The sequence below is a fragment of the Spirosoma rhododendri genome, assembly GCF_012849055.1.
In the GTDB taxonomy this organism is placed as follows: Bacteria; Bacteroidota; Bacteroidia; order Cytophagales; family Spirosomataceae; genus Spirosoma; species Spirosoma rhododendri.
Map to the genome: position 1 here is coordinate 1,627,486 of NZ_CP051677.1, position 17,327 is coordinate 1,644,812.

Annotated in this window: 21 protein-coding genes; 14 read left to right on the plus strand and 7 right to left on the minus strand. The window is 53.4% G+C overall.

Annotated elements, in window-relative coordinates; genetic code table 11:
* From HH216_RS06585 to HH216_RS06630, 10 genes are all read left to right on the plus strand, one after another.
* The gene (locus tag HH216_RS06585) at positions 1-798 is read left to right on the plus strand and encodes a cytochrome c oxidase subunit 3 (RefSeq protein WP_169550067.1); all 798 of its coding nucleotides are present in this window, start codon (positions 1-3) and stop codon (positions 796-798) included.
* A gap of 21 nt (positions 799-819) precedes the next feature.
* Complete coding sequence (locus HH216_RS06590; protein ID WP_169550068.1) at positions 820-1,146, plus strand: cytochrome C oxidase subunit IV family protein; 327 nt, start codon at positions 820-822, stop codon at positions 1,144-1,146.
* Between the two features lie 71 nt (positions 1,147-1,217).
* A complete protein-coding gene (locus tag HH216_RS06595) occupies positions 1,218-1,928 on the plus strand; it encodes an SCO family protein (RefSeq protein WP_169550069.1) in 711 nt (236 codons plus the stop codon).
* A gap of 7 nt (positions 1,929-1,935) precedes the next feature.
* Positions 1,936-2,478 (plus strand): DUF420 domain-containing protein, encoded by a 543-nt coding sequence (locus HH216_RS06600; protein ID WP_169550070.1) that lies wholly within the window; start codon positions 1,936-1,938, stop codon positions 2,476-2,478.
* A gap of 10 nt (positions 2,479-2,488) precedes the next feature.
* A complete protein-coding gene (locus HH216_RS06605) occupies positions 2,489-2,770 on the plus strand; it encodes a hypothetical protein (protein WP_169550071.1) in 282 nt (93 codons plus the stop codon).
* A gap of 52 nt (positions 2,771-2,822) precedes the next feature.
* Positions 2,823-3,092, plus strand: a complete 270-nt coding sequence (locus HH216_RS06610) for a DUF983 domain-containing protein (protein WP_254448711.1) — start codon at positions 2,823-2,825, stop codon at positions 3,090-3,092.
* Between the two features lie 91 nt (positions 3,093-3,183).
* A complete protein-coding gene (locus tag HH216_RS06615) occupies positions 3,184-3,783 on the plus strand; it encodes an RNA polymerase sigma factor (RefSeq protein ID WP_169550073.1) in 600 nt (199 codons plus the stop codon).
* Entirely contained in the window at positions 3,752-4,609 is an 858-nt protein-coding gene (locus HH216_RS06620; RefSeq protein ID WP_169550074.1) for a hypothetical protein, read from the plus strand. The genes HH216_RS06615 and HH216_RS06620 overlap by 32 nt, the downstream gene beginning before the upstream one ends.
* A 113-nt stretch (positions 4,610-4,722) precedes the next feature.
* Entirely contained in the window at positions 4,723-5,613 is an 891-nt protein-coding gene (locus tag HH216_RS06625) for an outer membrane beta-barrel protein (protein ID WP_254448712.1), read from the plus strand.
* Positions 5,610-6,449, plus strand: a complete 840-nt coding sequence (locus tag HH216_RS06630; protein ID WP_169550076.1) for an NAD(P)-binding domain-containing protein — start codon at positions 5,610-5,612, stop codon at positions 6,447-6,449. Before HH216_RS06625 ends, HH216_RS06630 begins: the two co-directional genes overlap by 4 nt.
* Positions 6,450-6,521: 72 nt before the next feature.
* On the opposite strand, the gene HH216_RS06635 is transcribed toward HH216_RS06630, so the two are convergent.
* Together HH216_RS06635 and HH216_RS06640 are read right to left on the minus strand one after the other, a co-directional pair.
* Positions 6,522-7,667, minus strand: coding sequence for a glycosyltransferase family protein (locus tag HH216_RS06635; RefSeq protein ID WP_169550077.1), 1,146 nt, complete (start codon positions 7,665-7,667; stop codon positions 6,522-6,524).
* A 33-nt stretch (positions 7,668-7,700) separates the two neighbouring features.
* The gene (locus HH216_RS06640; RefSeq protein WP_169550078.1) at positions 7,701-8,531 is read right to left on the minus strand and encodes a UDP-2,3-diacylglucosamine diphosphatase; all 831 of its coding nucleotides are present in this window, start codon (positions 8,529-8,531) and stop codon (positions 7,701-7,703) included.
* A gap of 110 nt (positions 8,532-8,641) precedes the next feature.
* Here HH216_RS06640 and HH216_RS06645 point away from each other — a divergent pair, with 110 nt between their 5' ends.
* Positions 8,642-9,277 (plus strand): acetyltransferase, encoded by a 636-nt coding sequence (locus HH216_RS06645; protein WP_169550079.1) that lies wholly within the window; start codon positions 8,642-8,644, stop codon positions 9,275-9,277.
* A 93-nt stretch (positions 9,278-9,370) separates the two neighbouring features.
* Here the strand turns inward: HH216_RS06645 and fcl are convergent, their stop codons facing one another.
* On the minus strand, positions 9,371-10,312 hold the full coding sequence (gene fcl, locus HH216_RS06650) for a GDP-L-fucose synthase (protein WP_169550080.1): 942 nt from the start codon (positions 10,310-10,312) through the stop codon (positions 9,371-9,373).
* Positions 10,313-10,429: 117 nt separating this feature from the next.
* Here fcl and HH216_RS06655 point away from each other — a divergent pair, with 117 nt between their 5' ends.
* On the plus strand, positions 10,430-11,413 hold the full coding sequence (locus HH216_RS06655) for a toxin-antitoxin system YwqK family antitoxin (protein WP_254448713.1): 984 nt from the start codon (positions 10,430-10,432) through the stop codon (positions 11,411-11,413).
* A 98-nt stretch (positions 11,414-11,511) separates the two neighbouring features.
* Here HH216_RS06655 and HH216_RS06660 read toward each other — a convergent pair whose 3' ends face one another.
* From HH216_RS06660 to HH216_RS06670, 3 genes are all read right to left on the minus strand, one after another.
* The gene (locus tag HH216_RS06660; RefSeq protein ID WP_169550081.1) at positions 11,512-12,300 is read right to left on the minus strand and encodes a tetratricopeptide repeat protein; all 789 of its coding nucleotides are present in this window, start codon (positions 12,298-12,300) and stop codon (positions 11,512-11,514) included.
* 184 nt (positions 12,301-12,484) lie between these two features.
* Positions 12,485-13,876 (minus strand): DEAD/DEAH box helicase, encoded by a 1,392-nt coding sequence (locus tag HH216_RS06665; protein ID WP_169550082.1) that lies wholly within the window; start codon positions 13,874-13,876, stop codon positions 12,485-12,487.
* Positions 13,877-13,964: 88 nt separating this feature from the next.
* On the minus strand, positions 13,965-14,849 hold the full coding sequence (locus HH216_RS06670) for a fructosamine kinase family protein (RefSeq protein ID WP_169553287.1): 885 nt from the start codon (positions 14,847-14,849) through the stop codon (positions 13,965-13,967).
* A gap of 69 nt (positions 14,850-14,918) precedes the next feature.
* On the opposite strand from HH216_RS06670, the gene HH216_RS06675 reads away from it, so the two are divergent.
* Both HH216_RS06675 and HH216_RS06680 read left to right on the plus strand, forming a co-directional pair.
* Positions 14,919-16,115 carry an anhydro-N-acetylmuramic acid kinase gene (locus tag HH216_RS06675; RefSeq protein ID WP_169550083.1) on the plus strand — a complete coding sequence of 399 codons (1,197 nt, stop codon included), beginning with the start codon at positions 14,919-14,921 and terminating at the stop codon, positions 16,113-16,115.
* 81 nt (positions 16,116-16,196) lie between these two features.
* On the plus strand, positions 16,197-16,700 hold the full coding sequence (locus HH216_RS06680) for a c-type cytochrome (RefSeq protein ID WP_169550084.1): 504 nt from the start codon (positions 16,197-16,199) through the stop codon (positions 16,698-16,700).
* A gap of 57 nt (positions 16,701-16,757) precedes the next feature.
* On the opposite strand, the gene mog is transcribed toward HH216_RS06680, so the two are convergent.
* Positions 16,758-17,282, minus strand: a complete 525-nt coding sequence (gene mog, locus HH216_RS06685) for a molybdopterin adenylyltransferase (RefSeq protein ID WP_169550085.1) — start codon at positions 17,280-17,282, stop codon at positions 16,758-16,760.
* Between the last annotated feature and the right edge of the window lie 45 nt (positions 17,283-17,327).

Here is a 17,327-nt window from a genome sequence, read left to right on the forward strand (position 1 = left end):
ATGGCGGCTACCGCAACCCACGAACCTCTGACTACCGAATCGGACGCAGTGTTCGATAAGAAATCCTGGATGGGTGGGGTCGAACCAATGAGAGCGAGCTATGGTAAGCTCATGATGTGGTTCTTCCTGATTTCAGACACATTTACGTTCTCAGCTTTGCTGGTTACGTACGGTCTGATCCGGTATAGCTACCCAGCGTGGGACCCCGCTGTCGACGGCGAGATCTTCCAATTCTCAAACCAATACTGGCCAACACCAGAGAAGGTGTACAACGCGGTGCCGTTTCTGCATGGTATCGATCTGCCCCTGATCTTCGTTGGTATCATGACGTTTATTCTGATCTTCAGCAGTGTGACGATGGTACTGGCCGTAGAGGCAGGCCACCGTATGGATCGGAAAGAGGTTGAGAAATACATGCTGTGGACCATCCTGGGAGGTTTTACTTTTCTCGGTAGTCAGGCTTGGGAATGGTCACACTTCATCCACGGTACGGAGACGGGTACAGTGATAAGCGAACTGGTGAATGGCCAAACCATTCAGCGGACTATCTTCGGAGCCAACCTTGTAGAAAACCAGTATGGCCCACCAGCATTCGCCGACTTGTTTTTCTTCATCACAGGTTTCCACGGAACGCACGTATTCAGCGGTGTGATATTGAACATCCTGATTTTTTACCGCGCAGCTACAGGTCTATATGAGCGTCGTGGCCATTACGAAATGGTTGAGAAAGTAGGTCTGTACTGGCACTTTGTTGATCTGGTTTGGGTCTTCGTGTTTACTTTCTTCTATCTCGTATAATCTCTTTACTTTTCTACTAACATGGCATCGCACGAGCACGCTACTGAGGAACTACACGAGATTCCAGCCGCAAATACGGGCATAATCTGGCGGACGTTCTGGATTCTGGCCGCAATCACCGCGTTTGAGTTTACGCTGGCCTACTTTATGAAGCCGGGCGGTTTCAGAACGTCGATCTTTGTGATCATGACGTTGGTAAAAGCCTTCTACATTGTCGGTGAGTTTATGCACCTACGCCATGAAGTAAAAAGCCTTATCTGGGCGATTGCTGTACCAGTAATCTTCGTGGTTTGGTTATTAGTTGCTCTGCTCAATGAAGGAGCAGCCATATTTGTGGATCGCTGGTAGGTTAATTTTGGTTATAGGTATGTGAGCCGTTGATCGACGGTTACCAATGCCGAACTAGAATTATTACTGTCATGTCAAAACGTCTTAAAGCCGGGATACTAGTTGCAACGCTGGTAGTCCCGGCTTTGCTGTATTTATTCCTGCGATTCGCTACGCAGAACCATTACACCCTTCCACGCTATCTACCTCAGCTAGATTCTGCCAGAAGTGAGCCGAAGATGGGCCCTGTGACACAGGCGGATGGCAGCGTGATAACCGATACCCTGTATAGGCACATACCGCCGTTTCGGCTTATCGATCAGGATGGAAAAACTGTCGATCAGTCGATTGTTAAGGGGAAGATTTATGTAGCAGATTTTTTCTTTACTCGCTGTGGCACGATCTGCCCAAAGATAGCGTCGCAGCTTTCGCGCGTGCAGGATATATTTCGCGACAACGGCGATATAAAATTCATCTCGTATTCGGTCGACCCTGAACACGACCGTCCCGCCGAACTAAAGGCGTATGCCGAGCAGCATGATGCTATACCGGGGAAGTGGTATTTCCTGACCGGATCGAAAGCGGATATCTATAATCTGGCAATGACCGGCTACTATCTGCCGACCGTTGACGCAGGGGTAAAAGCAGGCAAACCAGACGAAACTTTTATCCATAGCGAAAAGTTGGTTTTAGTAGACAAGGATGGTATCGTTCGGGGTTTTTACGATGGCACTGATAAAGAAGATGTAGACCGTCTGGTGTTGGAAATCAGAGTCTTACTGGACATTTATCGTAAATTATAACACACGCATGGAAACACTACAGCCAATACAGGAGCAGAAAGCAAATCGGCTGATAAATGTGCTATCGATAGCGATTCCGGTGGCTGTTGCTATCCTGTTAGGTATTCGGCAAAAAGTAGATCTGGGTAGCTGGACAACTTACCTTACGCATCTGAATGCGGTCATCAATTCGATAACGGCGATTTTGCTATTGCTTGGGTTATACTTCATCCGGCAAAACAACGTAGTTGCTCACCGGCGCACGATGCTGGCAGCTTTTACCCTGGGGTCGATTTTTCTGGTGAGTTATGTATTGTATCACCTCACCAACGAGTCGACGTCCTTTGGGGGGCAGGGGTGGGTCAGGCCGGTTTATTATTTTCTGCTCGTATCACACATTGTGCTTTCCGTAGTAGTCGTGTGGTTTGTGCTGCGCGCTGTTTACTACGCGCTGAGCGGACAATTTGGGCGGCACGTGAAAGCAGTCAAATGGGCTTTTCCAATATGGCTGTACGTGAGCATTACAGGTGTCGTCGTGTATTTCATGATTAAACCTTATTATATACACTAACAACAAACTTATGAAACGCTGGACGGTTGCATTGATAGTATTGTTGCTGATGATGGCAAACACGGATCTGTTCGCGCAGTGTGCTATGTGCCGGGGAACGGTCGAGAGCACGGTTAGCAATGGACGGAGTGTGGTAGCTTCGCAACTGAACATTGGTATTATTTACTTGCTTGCTGCGCCTTATTTACTGGTGACGGCGGTAGCGTATATGTGGTACCGCAACAGCAAACGCGAACATGGAAAGCGTATCGAAATTGCAGGCCGTATTAAACGGGTTATGTCCTCGATGTAGGCAAGGTAAGATCTTCTGTAAGCCGTTTTATTCTCCGCGCGGCTTCGATGATATGCATGAACATTGCCCGCATTGTGGCCTGCGGTATGAGATTGAGCCGGGTTATTTTGTCGGCGCCATGTACGTTAGCTACGCCATTTCCGGGGGAATCGCACTGCTAATCGGCTTTATGCTGTTTTATCTGGCTGGTGATCCGGAAGGCTGGGTGTATGCCGCCGTTGTAGCACCGGTCATGGTGCTGATTGCGCCGATTAACTTTCGAATATCACGAGTGATCTGGCTCCACTACGTAGCCGGAATCAAGTATCAGCCGGGACTCTAGACATAGAGTCCCTTTTTTTGTGAAAAAATTTGGAGGGCCGTGCAACCAGCCAATGGCAATGCTGCATCTTGTTAGCAAATAAGGGTACCTCATGCTTCGACTTATACCGTTTTTTACGACCGAAACCCAGCTGATTGCCGCGCTACGACGCGGTGAGAGCCGGGCGCATAAGGTTGCTTACGAACGGTTTTCGGGTCGGATGCTGGGGGTATGCATGCGTTACTGCGCTAACCGCGACGACGCGGAGGAGGTGATGCTCGACGGTTTCATGCGCGTCTTTGAAAAAATCGACCAGTTTCGGGAAGACGGTAGCTTCGAGGGCTGGATTCGGCGGGTGATGGTTACTGAATCATTGATGTTTTTGCGGAAAAATAAGCAGTGGCGGCAAGAAATACCGATAGAAGACGCCGTAATCGAACCAGATTATGTATGGGCCGATTCCGCCATCCACGAGAACGATTTGTTGCGCATGGTCAATCAGCTACCCGATGGCTACCGAACCGTCTTCAACCTATACGCTATTGAAGGCTATAGCCACGCTGACATTGCCGATTTGCTGGGTATTTCGGAGGGGACGTCGAAATCGCAGCTAAGCCGGGCCAGAGCCATTCTACAGGCTACCATTTTAAAAGCAGAACAGGAACAACGAACGAACGAACATGGAACCCAACTCCGAAAAAAATCATCTTGACGACTTGTTTGCCCGCAAACTGGGCAAGCTCGAACGGCCTCCTTCATCGGATAGCTTTGCTCGTTTACAACAGCGTATGCAGGGCGGTCAGGAGCAGACGAGGGTGGTGTTCTGGCGAAATCAAACCGTACAGATGGCCGCTGCTGCCTGCCTGGCTGCCGTCCTGCTGTTTGGCTGGCTATATTCAAACGATCGGTCAACTAATCCCATTGGCAACAATCCGACTGCTTCGGTGAGCGAGAAAAAGCAACGGACAAGCGAGACAGGAGCAGATAAACAGCCGACAGTAGTTTCGACTGTAAATGAAGAAACGATGCCACAACTGGCCGATAATAAACCGGCGGCAGAACCGAAAGCGGCTGGAAGAAAACCATCGGCTCGTGCCAATAGCGAACGTAATCAGATTCCGCTGGAGCAGAAGCCGCTGGTAGCCACCGCCCTCGCAACAAAGGCTGCGCAGCAATCGCAAAGGGCAGCCGAAATGATGATCGATAAACCCACCCCAACGCCAGTGATAGCAGCCGTCCCACAGACCGCTGTAGCATCGAAGCCAGCCGCCGAGCGGGTGCTGATCGTAACCATTCAGGAACCGGAGGCCCTGGTAGCTGCCCGGCAAACGGCTACTTCGGTTGTCAACAATATGCCGGTGCTGGCGGCTAGTCCGACGAAGGAAGGAAAAGCCTCGTTCTGGAGTCAGGTGAAACGGCTGAAGCAGGATGATGACGTGGCACGTCAGGAGGGGCCGACGGATGAAAGTGGCCTGTTGAGCCGGGCCTACAAGGGCATCAGGCAAAAGCTGGAAAAAGATAAACCCGCCAAACAATGAGCAACCGATTCAGCATAGTATTGCTTTTGTTGACCATATGTGGAGTCAGTAGCTGGGCCAGAGCTATTCAGCCGACAGACTCGCTGGTGATTCGCTTCGCCAACCGAACCCGTATGGTTATCTACGCACCTGACAAAGCCGGTATTCAGGCGCTCTCCAACTACGACCTGAACAAGATTGTGCGGGAAATGGGTATGAAACTGGACTCCGTACCGAACGGGCAGACGGCAATCAGTCGTGATGGCGATCGGTTCCTGAAAGACACACTGCTCGTTGTTACCCGCCGGAAAGACGGCGTAATGATCGTCATCAATAATACAGACACGACGCGTTCTGATTCTGCCCGTAACCGTCGGGATTACAAAAAAGATGTAGATCGCAAGAATCGTAACAGCTGGGCCAGAGGTGTCGATATTCAGCTAGGGCTGAACGCGCTGATCACGCGTACGGCCGTGCCGGGCTATAGCCCGGCACGGCCGTACGAGCTACGGCCGGTCGGATCGCGTTATATTGCCATCGCCTTTCGACAGCGCCCAACACTTATCAATGGAAAACGAGCCAAACTAAGCCTGCAATATGGGGTGGAAGCGGCCTGGAGCAACTACATGTTCGATAATAATGTCGTTGCCAGTCGAGGCAGTGAAGGCGTCGTGCTGGCCCCTTACAGCGAACAGTTAAACAAAACGAAACTGACGACTTTTGCGCTGCAAGTACCTGTTGTGCCCAGGTTGAGTTTCTACAGCGCATCGGGTCGTAAATCGTTTCACATCGGGCTGGGCGGCTTTGTCGGGTACCGGCTGGACAGTTACACGAAAATAAAGCGGCAGAATGGCGACAAAAGCCGGGAACACAACAGCTTCTATCTGAACAGTCTGCGCTATGGGCTGGTTGGTCATATTGGCCTGCAACGAACGAGTCTGTTCGTCAAATACGACCTAAATCCGCTATTTCAAGTGGGGAAAGGTCCTGACGTACGCTCGATCAGCTTTGGCTTTATGCTATGACAGACGATAAATCGATTGCTATTATTGGCTTGGGATGGCTGGGCCTGCCGTTGGCCGAAGTGTTGCTGGCGCGGGGCTACGTTGTGAAAGGTAGCACAACGACAGCCGAAAAAGCCGCTCAATTGATCGATCAGGGTATCGACGCAAAGGTGCTAAGGCTTGATCCGGCACCCACAACGAACCCTGCGGAGTTGCTGACTGCCGATACGGTCATCATCAATATTCCTCCCAAAGCCGGTCAGCAGGGCGACTCCTTCCATCCGCAGCAGGTAGGTTATCTGGTCGATGCTATCCGCAGGGGGGCTGCCCGGCACATAATCTACATCAGTTCGACATCGGTATATCCAGAACGGTCGGAGCCTGTAGCGGTAAGCGTGGAAGATGACGTGCACACGCCCGATCAATCAGCCGCACCAGCGTTGGTCGAGGCCGAGCAAAAGGTGCTTACGTTGGCACCGGAGCGGTTGGTTACCATTCTGCGTTGCGGGGGGCTAATGGGCTACGGCCGGATCCCGGGAAAATACGTCGCTGGCAAAACGGTCGATACGGGAGCTGTGCCGGTAAACTACATTCACCGCGATGATGTGATTGGGCTACTGATCGCTGTGATGGATAAAAAGCTGCACGGAACGTTTAACGCCGTAGCACCGGAGCACCCAACCCGAGAAGCCATATATCGCCGGAGCTGCACTGATTTTGAGTACGATCTTCCTACGTTCGTCGCACCAGAAAAACCCCTTACGTACAAAGTAATCAGCCCGGAAAAACTCATTCTGGCAACAGATTACTCGTTTCAGTATCCAAACCCGTTGGAATTTCCGTACTCGCAGTCGTAGTGGGCGCAACCAGCCTCTTCGCTGCCGTAGGCAAAGCCACTACCGACTGCAAAGAGGCTGGCCCAAACTACGTTACGACCGCAGGAGTTGCCGCATGCGGGTCATGAAGAAACCGCTGGTAGGGCGGGAGCGGGGCGTAATAGCCCGGTTGAGTGCCGCCAGAAACAGGAAATAACCCCGACCGTGCCAGGCCCGGAACCGCTCGCTGAGCGAAGCATCGTAGTTGGGAAGGTAATCGAGTAGCTGATCGAGGTCGAACTTATCTGACGCCACGCCCACGCCCGCCCGCTGACCATCGATAGCGTTGCAGGCCTGTTCGTAATGGTTCGGTTGCGGAATCATCAGGACCGGCTTGCCCAGATAAGCCGCTTCACACACCGATTCAAAACCAGCTGTTGTAACGACCGCCCGGCTGCGGGCCATAAACTCCAGAAATCGCTTGCCATCGATCGCGTGATACGTGAGTGTTTCATCGACCGGCTGGTCGGGGCCGGTAGCCTGCGCGTGGAAACCGTCGATTGGAATAGCCGGGTGCTGTTGGTGGGCCTTCTCAACTTCGCAGCGTAAGCCCGGTTGCGTAACATAGGCCAGCAATGAATCGCCCGAGACGGGTTTCAACTGGGTTACTTCCTGCCGTAGCAGGGGCGGTACAATGCGTACGCGCTGCTGCGGGGCGTCGGGCTGCTGATCGAACGAGAGCGCCAGCATTTCTTCCGCACCAAAACAGGTTATATGCGTGCTAAGCTTAAACGCGAGACGATATAGCCACTGCCCTTTCGGCCGCTGAAAGTTGGGGTGAAAAGCCATGTACTGGTGGGCTACACACACCATCGGTACCGACGGCCGCAGCAACCCGTAGGTCAGCCCGCCGAGCATCTCGAAAAAATTCATGACCACGTCGGGTCGTTGCTGCTCGATGATGTCGTATACCTGTTGCAGGCTCCGCCATAGCCCACCAATGTGCCTGATGGCGTAGAGCGTCGTTTTAGTCGGCTGTAGGGCGTTTGAGGCAGGGTTATAAAACAAACCGGGGCTGAAAATTGGCGTAATCGGTGCGTCGAACGCATCCCGGAAAAAGGCCGGGACGTTTCGTTGTTCGGTTACGCTGACTAACGCTCCCGTCACTTCATGACCAGCCGATTTCAGGAGCTGGGCGAGCGATAACGCCTGCGTCAGATGCCCCCGTCCTTCGCCCTGAACAATGAATAATACGCGCATAATGCTGCCGGTTGGTATGTAAAGATAAACAGGTTAAGAGATAAGCGAACGGGTATCGTTGGTTACGGGGGTTATTCCGCCCATTTCTTTTTCCCCGGCTTTATCCTCATCGGGGGCCAAATCCGAGGTGTAGTAGAGCAGGCTCCAGTTGCCCTGATGATCTTCAACCAGTGCGCTCAGCGATTCGACCCAGTCACCGGAGTTCATGTACAGAATACCGTCGAACTCACGAATGGCGGGTTGGTGAATGTGTCCGCAGATGATCCCGTCGCAGCCACGGGCGCGGGCTAGTTCGGTCAGCTTCTGCTCGTAATCGGAAATGTAACTGACGGCCTTCTTGATCCGTGATTTTATCTGCTGCGACAGTGAATAGTAGGGTTTCCCCTGCCAGCTCCGGTATTGGTTGTAAAACTTATTGATCCACAACAGAAACGTGTAGCCGATATCGCCCAGGTAAGCCAGCCACTTCATGTGCGACGTGACCGAGTCGAACACGTCGCCGTGGGTAACGTAGAACCGGCGGTGCCCGGAATTAAGCATGTAATCTTTCCGGATCGAGAAGTTTTTGCCAACTCGTAGCGGCATTACCTGATCCAGAAAATCGTCGTGGTTGCCCCGCAGGTAGATAACTTTGGTATCGTAGCGAACGATTTGCTTTAAAACCGTTTTAAAAAAGGCGGTATGCTTTTTCTTCCACGTGCCATACTGTTTCAGTTGCCAGCCGTCGATAATGTCGCCGTTGAGAATAAGGCGCTGGCAGGAGTAGTTGCGCAGAAATTCGGTGGCTTCTTTAGCCTTCGAACCGGCGGTGCCCAGGTGGACATCGGAAAGAACAATAGTGCGAAACTGCGTACCTGATTTCATGGACGAAGCTACCGATTGAATATGATGTGGAGTTTATGGAGATGTTACCAAATTGCCAACTTTTCGTCCTTGCGATCAGTCGGTTATAATCAGCTTTAGTGGCAAAACGAATGGAAAATCCCGTATTGATATTTGGCGCTGGCAGTCTGGGACTGACCGCGCTCGACCTGTTTCAGCGTAACAACGTCGTGGTCTACGGACTGCTGGATGATAAAGCCGAGTTACACGGTAAAGAGTACGGAGATGTTACCGTACTGGGTGATACCGACGATGATGGCTTCCTGAAGTTGATCGGGCAGAAGTGCGAAGGATTCGTCGCTATTGGCGATGGCCGGGTGCGTAAGCGGCTGGTGAAGATGCTCAATGAGCGTCGGAAAGTGCAGCCTGTCAACGCTATTCACGATACTGCCCTCGTATCGGCACTGGCAACGCTCGGGCACGGTAATCTGATTGCCGCCCGCGCCGTTGTAAACCCGTACGCTGAAATTGGTCATCACTGCCTGGTTCTGGCGGGAGCCGTGATTGATGCGCAGGCCAAACTGGGCGACTTCGTTCAGGTTGGTCCCGGCTGTATCGTCAACAGTGGCGTTACGATTGAAGAGGGCGCGTTTATCGGTAGCGGTGCCGTTATTGTGGCGGGTGTGACAGTCGGTAAAAACGCCCGCATCGGTGCCGGATCGGTCGTTGTCGAAAATGTCGATGCCAACGCTACTGTATTTGGTAATCCAGCGAAGAAAATCGGCTGACGGTCGATTATATACGATTACGGTATACAGTTCTCGGCGCACGGTCAGCGTTGACCCCCGAAAACTGTATACCGTACACCGAGAACCTGAAATCTATTCTACGTACAGGACTTCATTCGCCAGGAAGTCCTGATAAGTGCGCTCAATCCCGTCGCTTAGCTCGGTGCTGTGGTGCCATCCCAGATTGTGCAGGCGCGAGACGTCCATCAGTTTGCGGGGTGTACCGTCGGGTTTGCTGGTATCCCAACGCAGCTCGCCTTCGTAGCCAACGGTTTTCTGCACCAGCTCGGCCAGTTCGCGGATAGTCACGTCTTCCCCCGTACCGATGTTGACGAACAGTTCGCCGTCGTACGAATTCATCAAAAAAACGCAGGCTTCGGCTAGGTCGTCAGCGTGGAGAAACTCACGGCGGGGTGAGCCCGTTCCCCATACTTCGACCGTCGGTTCGTTGTTGATCTTAGCTTCGTGAAACTTACGGATCAGGGCGGGCAGCACGTGCGAACCTTGCAGGTTGTAATTATCGTTAGGTCCGTAGAGGTTCGTCGGCATGGCCGAGATAAAATTGGCACCGTACTGACTGCGATACGCTTCGCACAGTTTGATGCCCGCAATTTTGGCGATGGCGTAGGGCTCGTTGGTTGACTCCAGAAAACCACTCAGCAAGTACTCTTCTTTGAGCGGCTGCTCAGCCATTTTCGGATAGATGCACGACGAACCCAGAAACAGCAGTTTTGTAACGCCCGCTTTGTAGGCGCTATGGATGATGTTGGTTTCGATCATCAGGTTATCGTACAGAAACTCGGCACGATAGATGTTATTGGCCAGAATGCCGCCTACTTTGGCAGCCGCCAGGAAAACGTAATCCGGGCGCTCAGCCTCGAAGAAGGCAGCAACCGCTTCCTGATTCCGCAGGTCCAGTTCTGACGACGTACGGGTTATAATATGTTCATGGCCGTCGGCTTCCAGTTTACGGACGATGGCCGAACCAACCATACCCCGATGACCGGCAACGTAGATGCGAGCTTGTTTTTCCACAACAGTTGTATGCTTAATCTGTACCGAATCCGTCGGCAAGGCGGGTAAACAAAATAATCACGCTCCGGAGAGCGTTGCAAAACTACTAAACTTCGGGCACCAATTGCCGCTGTAATCATGACCTCATTGGTACATAACTACTTACTGGTCGGCGTTTTACTGGGATTTGCCTCAATGGGTAAGGCGCAGACCACCGAACCCGCTTCGCTGACCACGGCTACCAAGCCTGTACTCGAAGCATCGGGTAAGAGTTCATCCCCTGCCTCGCTGACTACGCTGGGGTTGCCAAGCATGTCGTCGCTCAACGAACAGAAAGATGCCTACGTTGCCAGCGTCGCTGATCTGGGGTTAAAACTGAAGCAACTCAAAAAAGCGAAGGAGAGCCGAAAGTCGAAAGCCAAACTCTCGAAAACAGAGTATGAGGGCCTGTCGATGATTAAAGCGTACACCAAAATCGGCAGTGGCGACCGTACCATCGTAGAAGAGTTTTACGTATTGAAAGACAATAATGCGGCAAAACCACTGGCGTACGTCCGCGACATATACCGCTACTACCAGCGGTCGGGGCGGGTGTCGAGTGCTATCGTGAAAGACGAAGGCAGCGGCCTGTTGCTGCACGGCCCCTACAAGCGGTTTCAGAACGGCGATCTGGTTGAAGAGGGTAACTACTATGCCGGTATGAAAGATGGCCGCTGGGAGCGGTACGACGCGCGCTTTATGCTGATCGACAAAACCCACTGGCGACGGGGCATCCCGGCGGAGTCGCTGGTATCCTACTACGATTCGACGCATCATACCATTCGCGAGATCGTACCGATGGAATACGGCAAGGTGAAAGGCACCTACATGGCATTCCACGAAAACGGAATTCTGGCGGAGGAAGGCAAGTACGACAACGGTATCAAGATCGGTCGGTGGACGGAGTTTTACCCAATCAGCCCCAGCGGTCGCCGGATGCGCAAAAAAGTTACGCAGTACGGGGCCGATCAGTGGGACACGGGTTTTGAGCCGTACGTGATCTCCGAATGGGACGAGAAAGGGAAAGCTACCTACGAACGCGGTAAGGAAAAAGTTATCGAAGAAGAGGAAGCCGACAACTAGCCAATTCACGATACGAGTCAGGCAAACGAAACAGCACCGGTACCGAAGAGATGATCTCAAGGGTACCGGTGCTGTCGTATCAGGGGTAAGCTAAACGGCTATTTGAATACTCCTTTGGGGTCGGCCCGTTTGGTCATCAGTTCATTGAGAAAACTCAGATCAAGCACCGACATATCGAGTTGACGGGCCTGGTGAAAGTACTCCCAGGCTTTGTCGTAATCGGTTTTTAGAAAGCTTACCAGTGCCAGCTTCTGATACGATGCAGCATGGTTGGGGTCTTGGGTAACGATACGCTGTAGCTGTTGCTCGGCGTCGTCCAGCGTAGCCCGGTTGTGGTCTTTCTCGAATTGCTTGATTTCAACCGTAGCCAGATCACCCATCAGCTCAATGTTCGGGCTGGAAACGTCGATGCCTTTTTTCAGCAGACGGGCCGCTTCGGTCAGGTTCTCTTTCTGGTAGGTAACCACGCCCAACCCCCAATACGCATCGGCGTTCCGGTCGTTGAGCAGCCACGCCAGATTGAAGCGGTGTGCCGCCGTGTCGAGCTGACCATCGGCGACGTAATCCCAGCCGCGGGCGGCAAAAAAATCACTGGCTTCGGCGCGGCTGGCAAAGTTCTGATCGCAGTCGTTCAGGAAGTGGATTTCACGATCGATCTGCTCGGCGGATTTGGGCCGTTCGCCAAATAAAGGCGTGATGTTGAGCGTGTTGATGTCGACCGACTCAGAGCGGGTATTGTCTGAGTCGGCTGTCGTGACGGTATGGCTGGCGGCATGAGCGGCAACCGGGCGCGCCGACGACATCAGCTGTCGCGGCTGTGCCGCAGCAACCAGTGGTAGCAGTGCCAGGATCAGACTCCAATGTCCCCGATTCCTACGAACATTCATACAAACAGTCAAGCAACGCATTGTCTGGTTAGAACGATACTCGCATACCGGTTAGTACATCCGGTGATTGATAAGCCCCAGGTGTTACGGTACCATCACGCGGGCAGATTGGCCGACAGGCAGTATGCGCAGTCGTATTTTCCGCCGTTGGGGCTATAAGTTTAGCTGTTTTTCTCCAATCATCCTATCGTTTGCCCCCGCGCGAACTGCTCCGTTTCGGACCGGCTGGACGGGGACCACCCGGCCGTGCGCTCTTGGGTCGACTGGCGGCTTTTTTCGCGGCTTTCACCTTTGCCAGCTGACTGGCACGCCCATCGGCCGTGTTTTTAAATTTCTTCTCGTGAAAGGCCCCCTTGAAGGTTGGGTCTTCTTTCCGGCGCTGCTCGTCGACGGCACGGAGCATTTCCTGCTCCTCATCAAACGGAGTTTCCGTAATCTCCACCTCGGCAGGTACGGGTTGGCGCGGGACCGTCATGCGAATGATCCGTTCGATCTTCTCGACGTGGTAATTCTCCATCATCGTGACGAACGTGATTGCCCGCCCGGTCCGGTTAGCCCGTCCTGTCCGGCCAATCCGGTGTACGTAGTCTTCGTAGATCAGCGGTACGTCGAAATTGATCACGTGACTGACCTCGGCAACGTCGATACCCCGCGCAGCCACGTCGGTCGCAACGAGTACCCGGACGTTTCCTTCCTTGAAGGCCTCCATCGAATTGATACGCGTATTCTGGCCTTTGTTGGCGTGAATGACCCGCACCTGATTCGGTTCAAACACCTTGCGCGTCAGAAACTTGTAAATGTTCTCGGCTGATGTCTTTGTTCGGGCAAAAACAATGACGCGCTGCGCATCGTCCTGCGTCAGCAGATGCTCCAGCAGATTGATCTTCGTACGGAAGTTGGGGACTTCGTAGATCACCTGATCGACCATATCGGCCGTCGATGCCTGTGGGGTCACTTCGATCTTGACGGGTGCTTCCAGAAACTCGCCCGAAAGCCGCTCGACCCGTCCGCCGAACGTGGCCGAAAACAGCAGGTTCTGCCGCTTTGTCGGGATAACTTCCAGAATGGCCCGGATCTGGGGCATGAAGCCCATATCCATCATTTTATCGGCTTCGTCGAGTACCAGCGTGCGGATGTCTTTCGTGACCAGCTCACCCGCCCGATAGAGATCCATAAACCGGCCGGGTGTGGCCACTACCATGTCGACGCCCTGTTGGAGCGTTTCGATCTGCGTTTTCGGACCAAGTCCACCGTAAGCCACCACGTGCCGCAGGTCGGTATATTTGGCCAGTTCCGTAACGGCTTTGCTGATTTGAATTGCCAGTTCGCGGGTGGGGGCCAGGATCAGGGCGCGCGGATTTTTGCCCTGTGCGTACTTGATCTTCATCAGCAGTGGCAACAGATAAGCCGCCGTTTTTCCCGTACCGGTCTGCGCAATGCCGAGCACGTCGTGGTTGCCCAGACTGATCGGGATGGTTTTCTGCTGAATCGGCGTCGGTTCGGTGTAGCCAAGATCGGCCACGGCGTTGAGCAACTGCCGATTTAACTCAAATTGATCGAAGGAAGTAATATCCATAGTGGAAAGCAGGGCCGTAACCGACTGTTCATCAGCCAGTCAGTTCGTGATTCGTGACCCCAATAGGCATTACTAACCCCATTTACCCCTAAAACGGTTTCAATATGCGCTCAACACCACTCACATAACCTGACCCAAACAGGTTGACGTGTACCAGCAGTGGGTACAGATTATAGATCGGAACACGCTCGTCGAAACCGGCGTCGAGTGGAAACGCTTCGTTGTAAGCATCGTAGAAGCGGGAGTCGAAACCGCCGAACAGCCGGGTGTGCGCCAGATCGGCCTCGCGAAAACCGTAGTACACCGCCGGGTCGATCAGTGCCGGTTTACCATCTTCGGTAATCATCACGTTTCCTGACCACAAGTCGCCGTGCAGCAAGGCCGGGCGTTCGGCTGGCAGCAGGTCGGGCAGGCGGTCGCGCAGCCGTAACAGCGACTCGTAGACGGGTTTCGACAGCAGTTCGTTGTAAAACGCCATCCCCGCCTGCGGGAGGAGTCGATGATCGAAGAAAAAGGCCAGTCCGTTTGCCGTGGGCTGATTATTCTGCGGCAGTGAGCCGATGTAGTTGTTGAACGATAGGCCGAATGTGGGTTGCGTGTGCGAATGAATTTCGGCCAGCGACTGTCCCAGTGTTTCCCAGTAGTCGTCGTTGATTTTGCCGGAGTCGATGTAACTCAGCACCAGATACGATTTGTCCTGATGCCGCCCGCAGCCAATAACGTCGGGAATAGTCATCGTATCCGTCTGTCGCAGTAGATTTAGCCCTTTGGCTTCCGCTTCAAACATATCGGCTATCTGATCAGCGTGGTTCCACTTGACGAAGTACACGCCCTCCGACGAAAACACCTGCGCTGCCGTATTGATATCCCCACCCGCTAAAAACTGCGCTTCGATGACCTCGACTGGGTGGCCGAGTGCCGAAAACAGAACACTTTCAAAAAACGAGAACTGCTCGTCACCCCAGAAATCCATATAGGTTGTATTCACCGGGTCGGCCCCGGTCCGTGAGTCAATTAATTACTTTTGCAAAATACCGCGCTTATGAACCTGCACCTGCAACACCTGTACGAACTGGCACAACGCCCAACCCGGCGGATCGTCGGGCTTATGTCGGGTACGTCGCTCGATGGCCTCGATGTCGCTCTGTGTACTATTTCGGGTAGCGGCCCCGGCACGCAGGTGACGCTGGAGCAGTTTGCGACCATACCGTACGATGACGAGCTGAAAGCCCACATCCGCACGATCTTCGCTAAAGAACAAATCGAATTCGAGACGCTTTGTTTGCTCAACCCCTACATCGGTCGACTCCACGGACGGCTTGTACTCGATTGCCTGCGTCGGTGGAACGTGCGCCCCGACGAGGTCGACCTGCTGGCCAGTCACGGGCAAACAGTGTACCATGCACCAAAACGACAGCATGGCCGGGCTGAATTTCCGAACGCGACCCTGCAAATTGGTGATGGCGACCATGTGGCCGTAACTACCGGCATCATTACGCTCAGCGACTTTCGGCAGAAGCACGTAGCTGCGGGTGGAGAAGGCGCACCGTTGGCCGTGTATGGCGATTATTTCATGTTCTCAAAAGCGGGTGAAAACCGTATCCTGCTCAACATGGGCGGTATCGCTAATTTCACGTACCTGCCCGCCGATCAGGATGCCAGCGCGGTATTTACGACCGACACGGGGCCGGGCAACACCCTGCTCGATGCCTGTGCCCGCCAGTTTCTGAACCAGCCCTACGACGCCGACGGACAACTGGCTGCCAGCGGTCAGATCGACGAAGCGTTTCTGTGGGCGCTGAAAGACAATACTTTTTTTGATGCCCCCTTTCCCAAAACGACTGGCCCCGAAGTATTTGGTGATGGTTACGTACAGAACGCCCTGACCCGCAGCCAAACGCAAACAATCTCCCCCGCCGACCGTATGGCGACGCTCGTTCAGTTCAGCGCCGATACCATCGCGCAAGCCATCCGGCGCGTCCTGCAACCCGGCGAGCCTTACACCGTGTATATGAGTGGGGGCGGCATGCACAACCCAACCCTGACCCGCGCCATCCGCGCTCAACTGCCGAAGTGCACGTTTGGCCGCACCGACGAACTGGGCATCAGTGGCGATGCGAAAGAGGCTGTGCTTTTCGCCGTCCTCGCCAACGAGTGTGTTATGGGCAGTACTACGTCGTTCGGTAGCCGCGAAGGCGTCCCGACCGTCAGTATGGGAAAGATTAGCTTTCCCGGCTAGAAACGAGTGGCTGCGCGCATTGCTATTTCGCCTGATATGATTTAGATTGTGTACTGATAATCAACTTTCTGACCTAAGAATATGATGGTTATTCGTACGCAGATAAATCCACTGATTAGTGCACTGAACGGGTTGATATGGTTAGTCGGCATCAGCGTACTATTGATCCTGACTGGCTTGTTTTACCTCAACAGCGAGTATGAAAACCCAGACCCTATTGCTGAGCAATCGACAATACGCACCGTCGAATCACCAAAACGCCAATCGCTGACGCCGGTTCAACTGAAAGGGAAAGACCTGTTCGTCGCTAATTGTGGGCAGTGCCATGAGGTGACTGATGGGGTTCTTGTCGGTCCCGGTTTGCTGGGCGTGTCTTTGCGGGTACCCAGTCAGCAGTGGCTTGTTGACTGGATAAAGAACCCTTCGGCGGTAGTTGGGTCTGGTGACGTTTACGCCCGTGCGATCGTAAAAAAGTTTGCTCCCGTTGTAATGCCCGGCTTCTCAAATCTGAGCGAAAAAGACATCAACGCTATCATTGACTACATCAATACGCACGAGTCAGTGGGTGGCGCGTTTACCATGTAACTTTAAAGAGACGATGTACGTCTGTGCTGTCGCTATCTAGCGCGGTATATCAGCCTGTTAATTCTTCGGGCGGAAGACATTCATCTTACTCTCATCGGTGGTGATAAAAGGTCCGTTGATGAGGTCGATGCAGTAGGGGATAGCGGGAAACACCGCCGACAGGCATTGGCCGATGGCCGTAGGTTTGCCAGGCAGATTCAGCAGTAAGGTCTGGTTGCGGATGCCAGCCGTTTGGCGGGAAAGAATTGCCGTCGGGACGTATTTCAGGCTCTCCTGCCGCATTAATTCGCCGAAGCCGGGGAGCATCTTCTGGCAGACGGCTTCGGTCGCTTCGGGTGTAACGTCGCGGAGGGCCGGGCCGGTGCCGCCTGTCGTCACGACGAGGCAGCAGCCTTCGGTGTCGGCCAATTCGATCATCGTCGCTTCGAGCTGGTCCTGCTCGTCGGGAATGACGCGGTACACGGGTTCCCAGTCGCAGGTGAGCCAGTCGGTCAGGTAGGAGACGACGGCCTTGCCGGGGATGTCTTCGTACACCCCCGCGCTGGCCCGGTCAGACACGTTAATTATACCAATGCGAATCATGGTTTAGTCTAAAGTTTAATGGTTAAGGTTTAAGGTTAGTCTCGG

Bases quoted from the DNA above. Each gene is read 5' to 3' on its own strand.
- HH216_RS06585 (WP_169550067.1), top strand. From the start codon at position 1: ATGGCGGCTACCGCAACCCACGAACCTCTGACTACCGAATCGGACGCA.
- HH216_RS06590 (WP_169550068.1), top strand. From the start codon at position 820: ATGGCATCGCACGAGCACGCTACTGAGGAACTACACGAGATTCCAGCC.
- HH216_RS06595 (WP_169550069.1), top strand. From the start codon at position 1,218: ATGTCAAAACGTCTTAAAGCCGGGATACTAGTTGCAACGCTGGTAGTC.
- HH216_RS06600 (WP_169550070.1), top strand. From the start codon at position 1,936: ATGGAAACACTACAGCCAATACAGGAGCAGAAAGCAAATCGGCTGATA.
- HH216_RS06605 (WP_169550071.1), top strand. From the start codon at position 2,489: ATGAAACGCTGGACGGTTGCATTGATAGTATTGTTGCTGATGATGGCA.
- HH216_RS06610 (WP_254448711.1), top strand. From the start codon at position 2,823: ATGCATGAACATTGCCCGCATTGTGGCCTGCGGTATGAGATTGAGCCG.
- HH216_RS06615 (WP_169550073.1), top strand. From the start codon at position 3,184: ATGCTTCGACTTATACCGTTTTTTACGACCGAAACCCAGCTGATTGCC.
- HH216_RS06620 (WP_169550074.1), top strand. From the start codon at position 3,752: ATGGAACCCAACTCCGAAAAAAATCATCTTGACGACTTGTTTGCCCGC.
- HH216_RS06625 (WP_254448712.1), top strand. From the start codon at position 4,723: ATGGTTATCTACGCACCTGACAAAGCCGGTATTCAGGCGCTCTCCAAC.
- HH216_RS06630 (WP_169550076.1), top strand. From the start codon at position 5,610: ATGACAGACGATAAATCGATTGCTATTATTGGCTTGGGATGGCTGGGC.
- HH216_RS06635 (WP_169550077.1), bottom strand. From the start codon at position 7,667: ATGCGCGTATTATTCATTGTTCAGGGCGAAGGACGGGGGCATCTGACG.
- HH216_RS06640 (WP_169550078.1), bottom strand. From the start codon at position 8,531: ATGAAATCAGGTACGCAGTTTCGCACTATTGTTCTTTCCGATGTCCAC.
- HH216_RS06645 (WP_169550079.1), top strand. From the start codon at position 8,642: ATGGAAAATCCCGTATTGATATTTGGCGCTGGCAGTCTGGGACTGACC.
- HH216_RS06655 (WP_254448713.1), top strand. From the start codon at position 10,430: ATGACCTCATTGGTACATAACTACTTACTGGTCGGCGTTTTACTGGGA.
- HH216_RS06660 (WP_169550081.1), bottom strand. From the start codon at position 12,300: ATGAATGTTCGTAGGAATCGGGGACATTGGAGTCTGATCCTGGCACTG.
- HH216_RS06665 (WP_169550082.1), bottom strand. From the start codon at position 13,876: ATGGATATTACTTCCTTCGATCAATTTGAGTTAAATCGGCAGTTGCTC.
- HH216_RS06670 (WP_169553287.1), bottom strand. From the start codon at position 14,849: ATGGATTTCTGGGGTGACGAGCAGTTCTCGTTTTTTGAAAGTGTTCTG.
- HH216_RS06675 (WP_169550083.1), top strand. From the start codon at position 14,919: ATGAACCTGCACCTGCAACACCTGTACGAACTGGCACAACGCCCAACC.
- HH216_RS06680 (WP_169550084.1), top strand. From the start codon at position 16,197: ATGATGGTTATTCGTACGCAGATAAATCCACTGATTAGTGCACTGAAC.
- mog (WP_169550085.1), bottom strand. From the start codon at position 17,282: ATGATTCGCATTGGTATAATTAACGTGTCTGACCGGGCCAGCGCGGGG.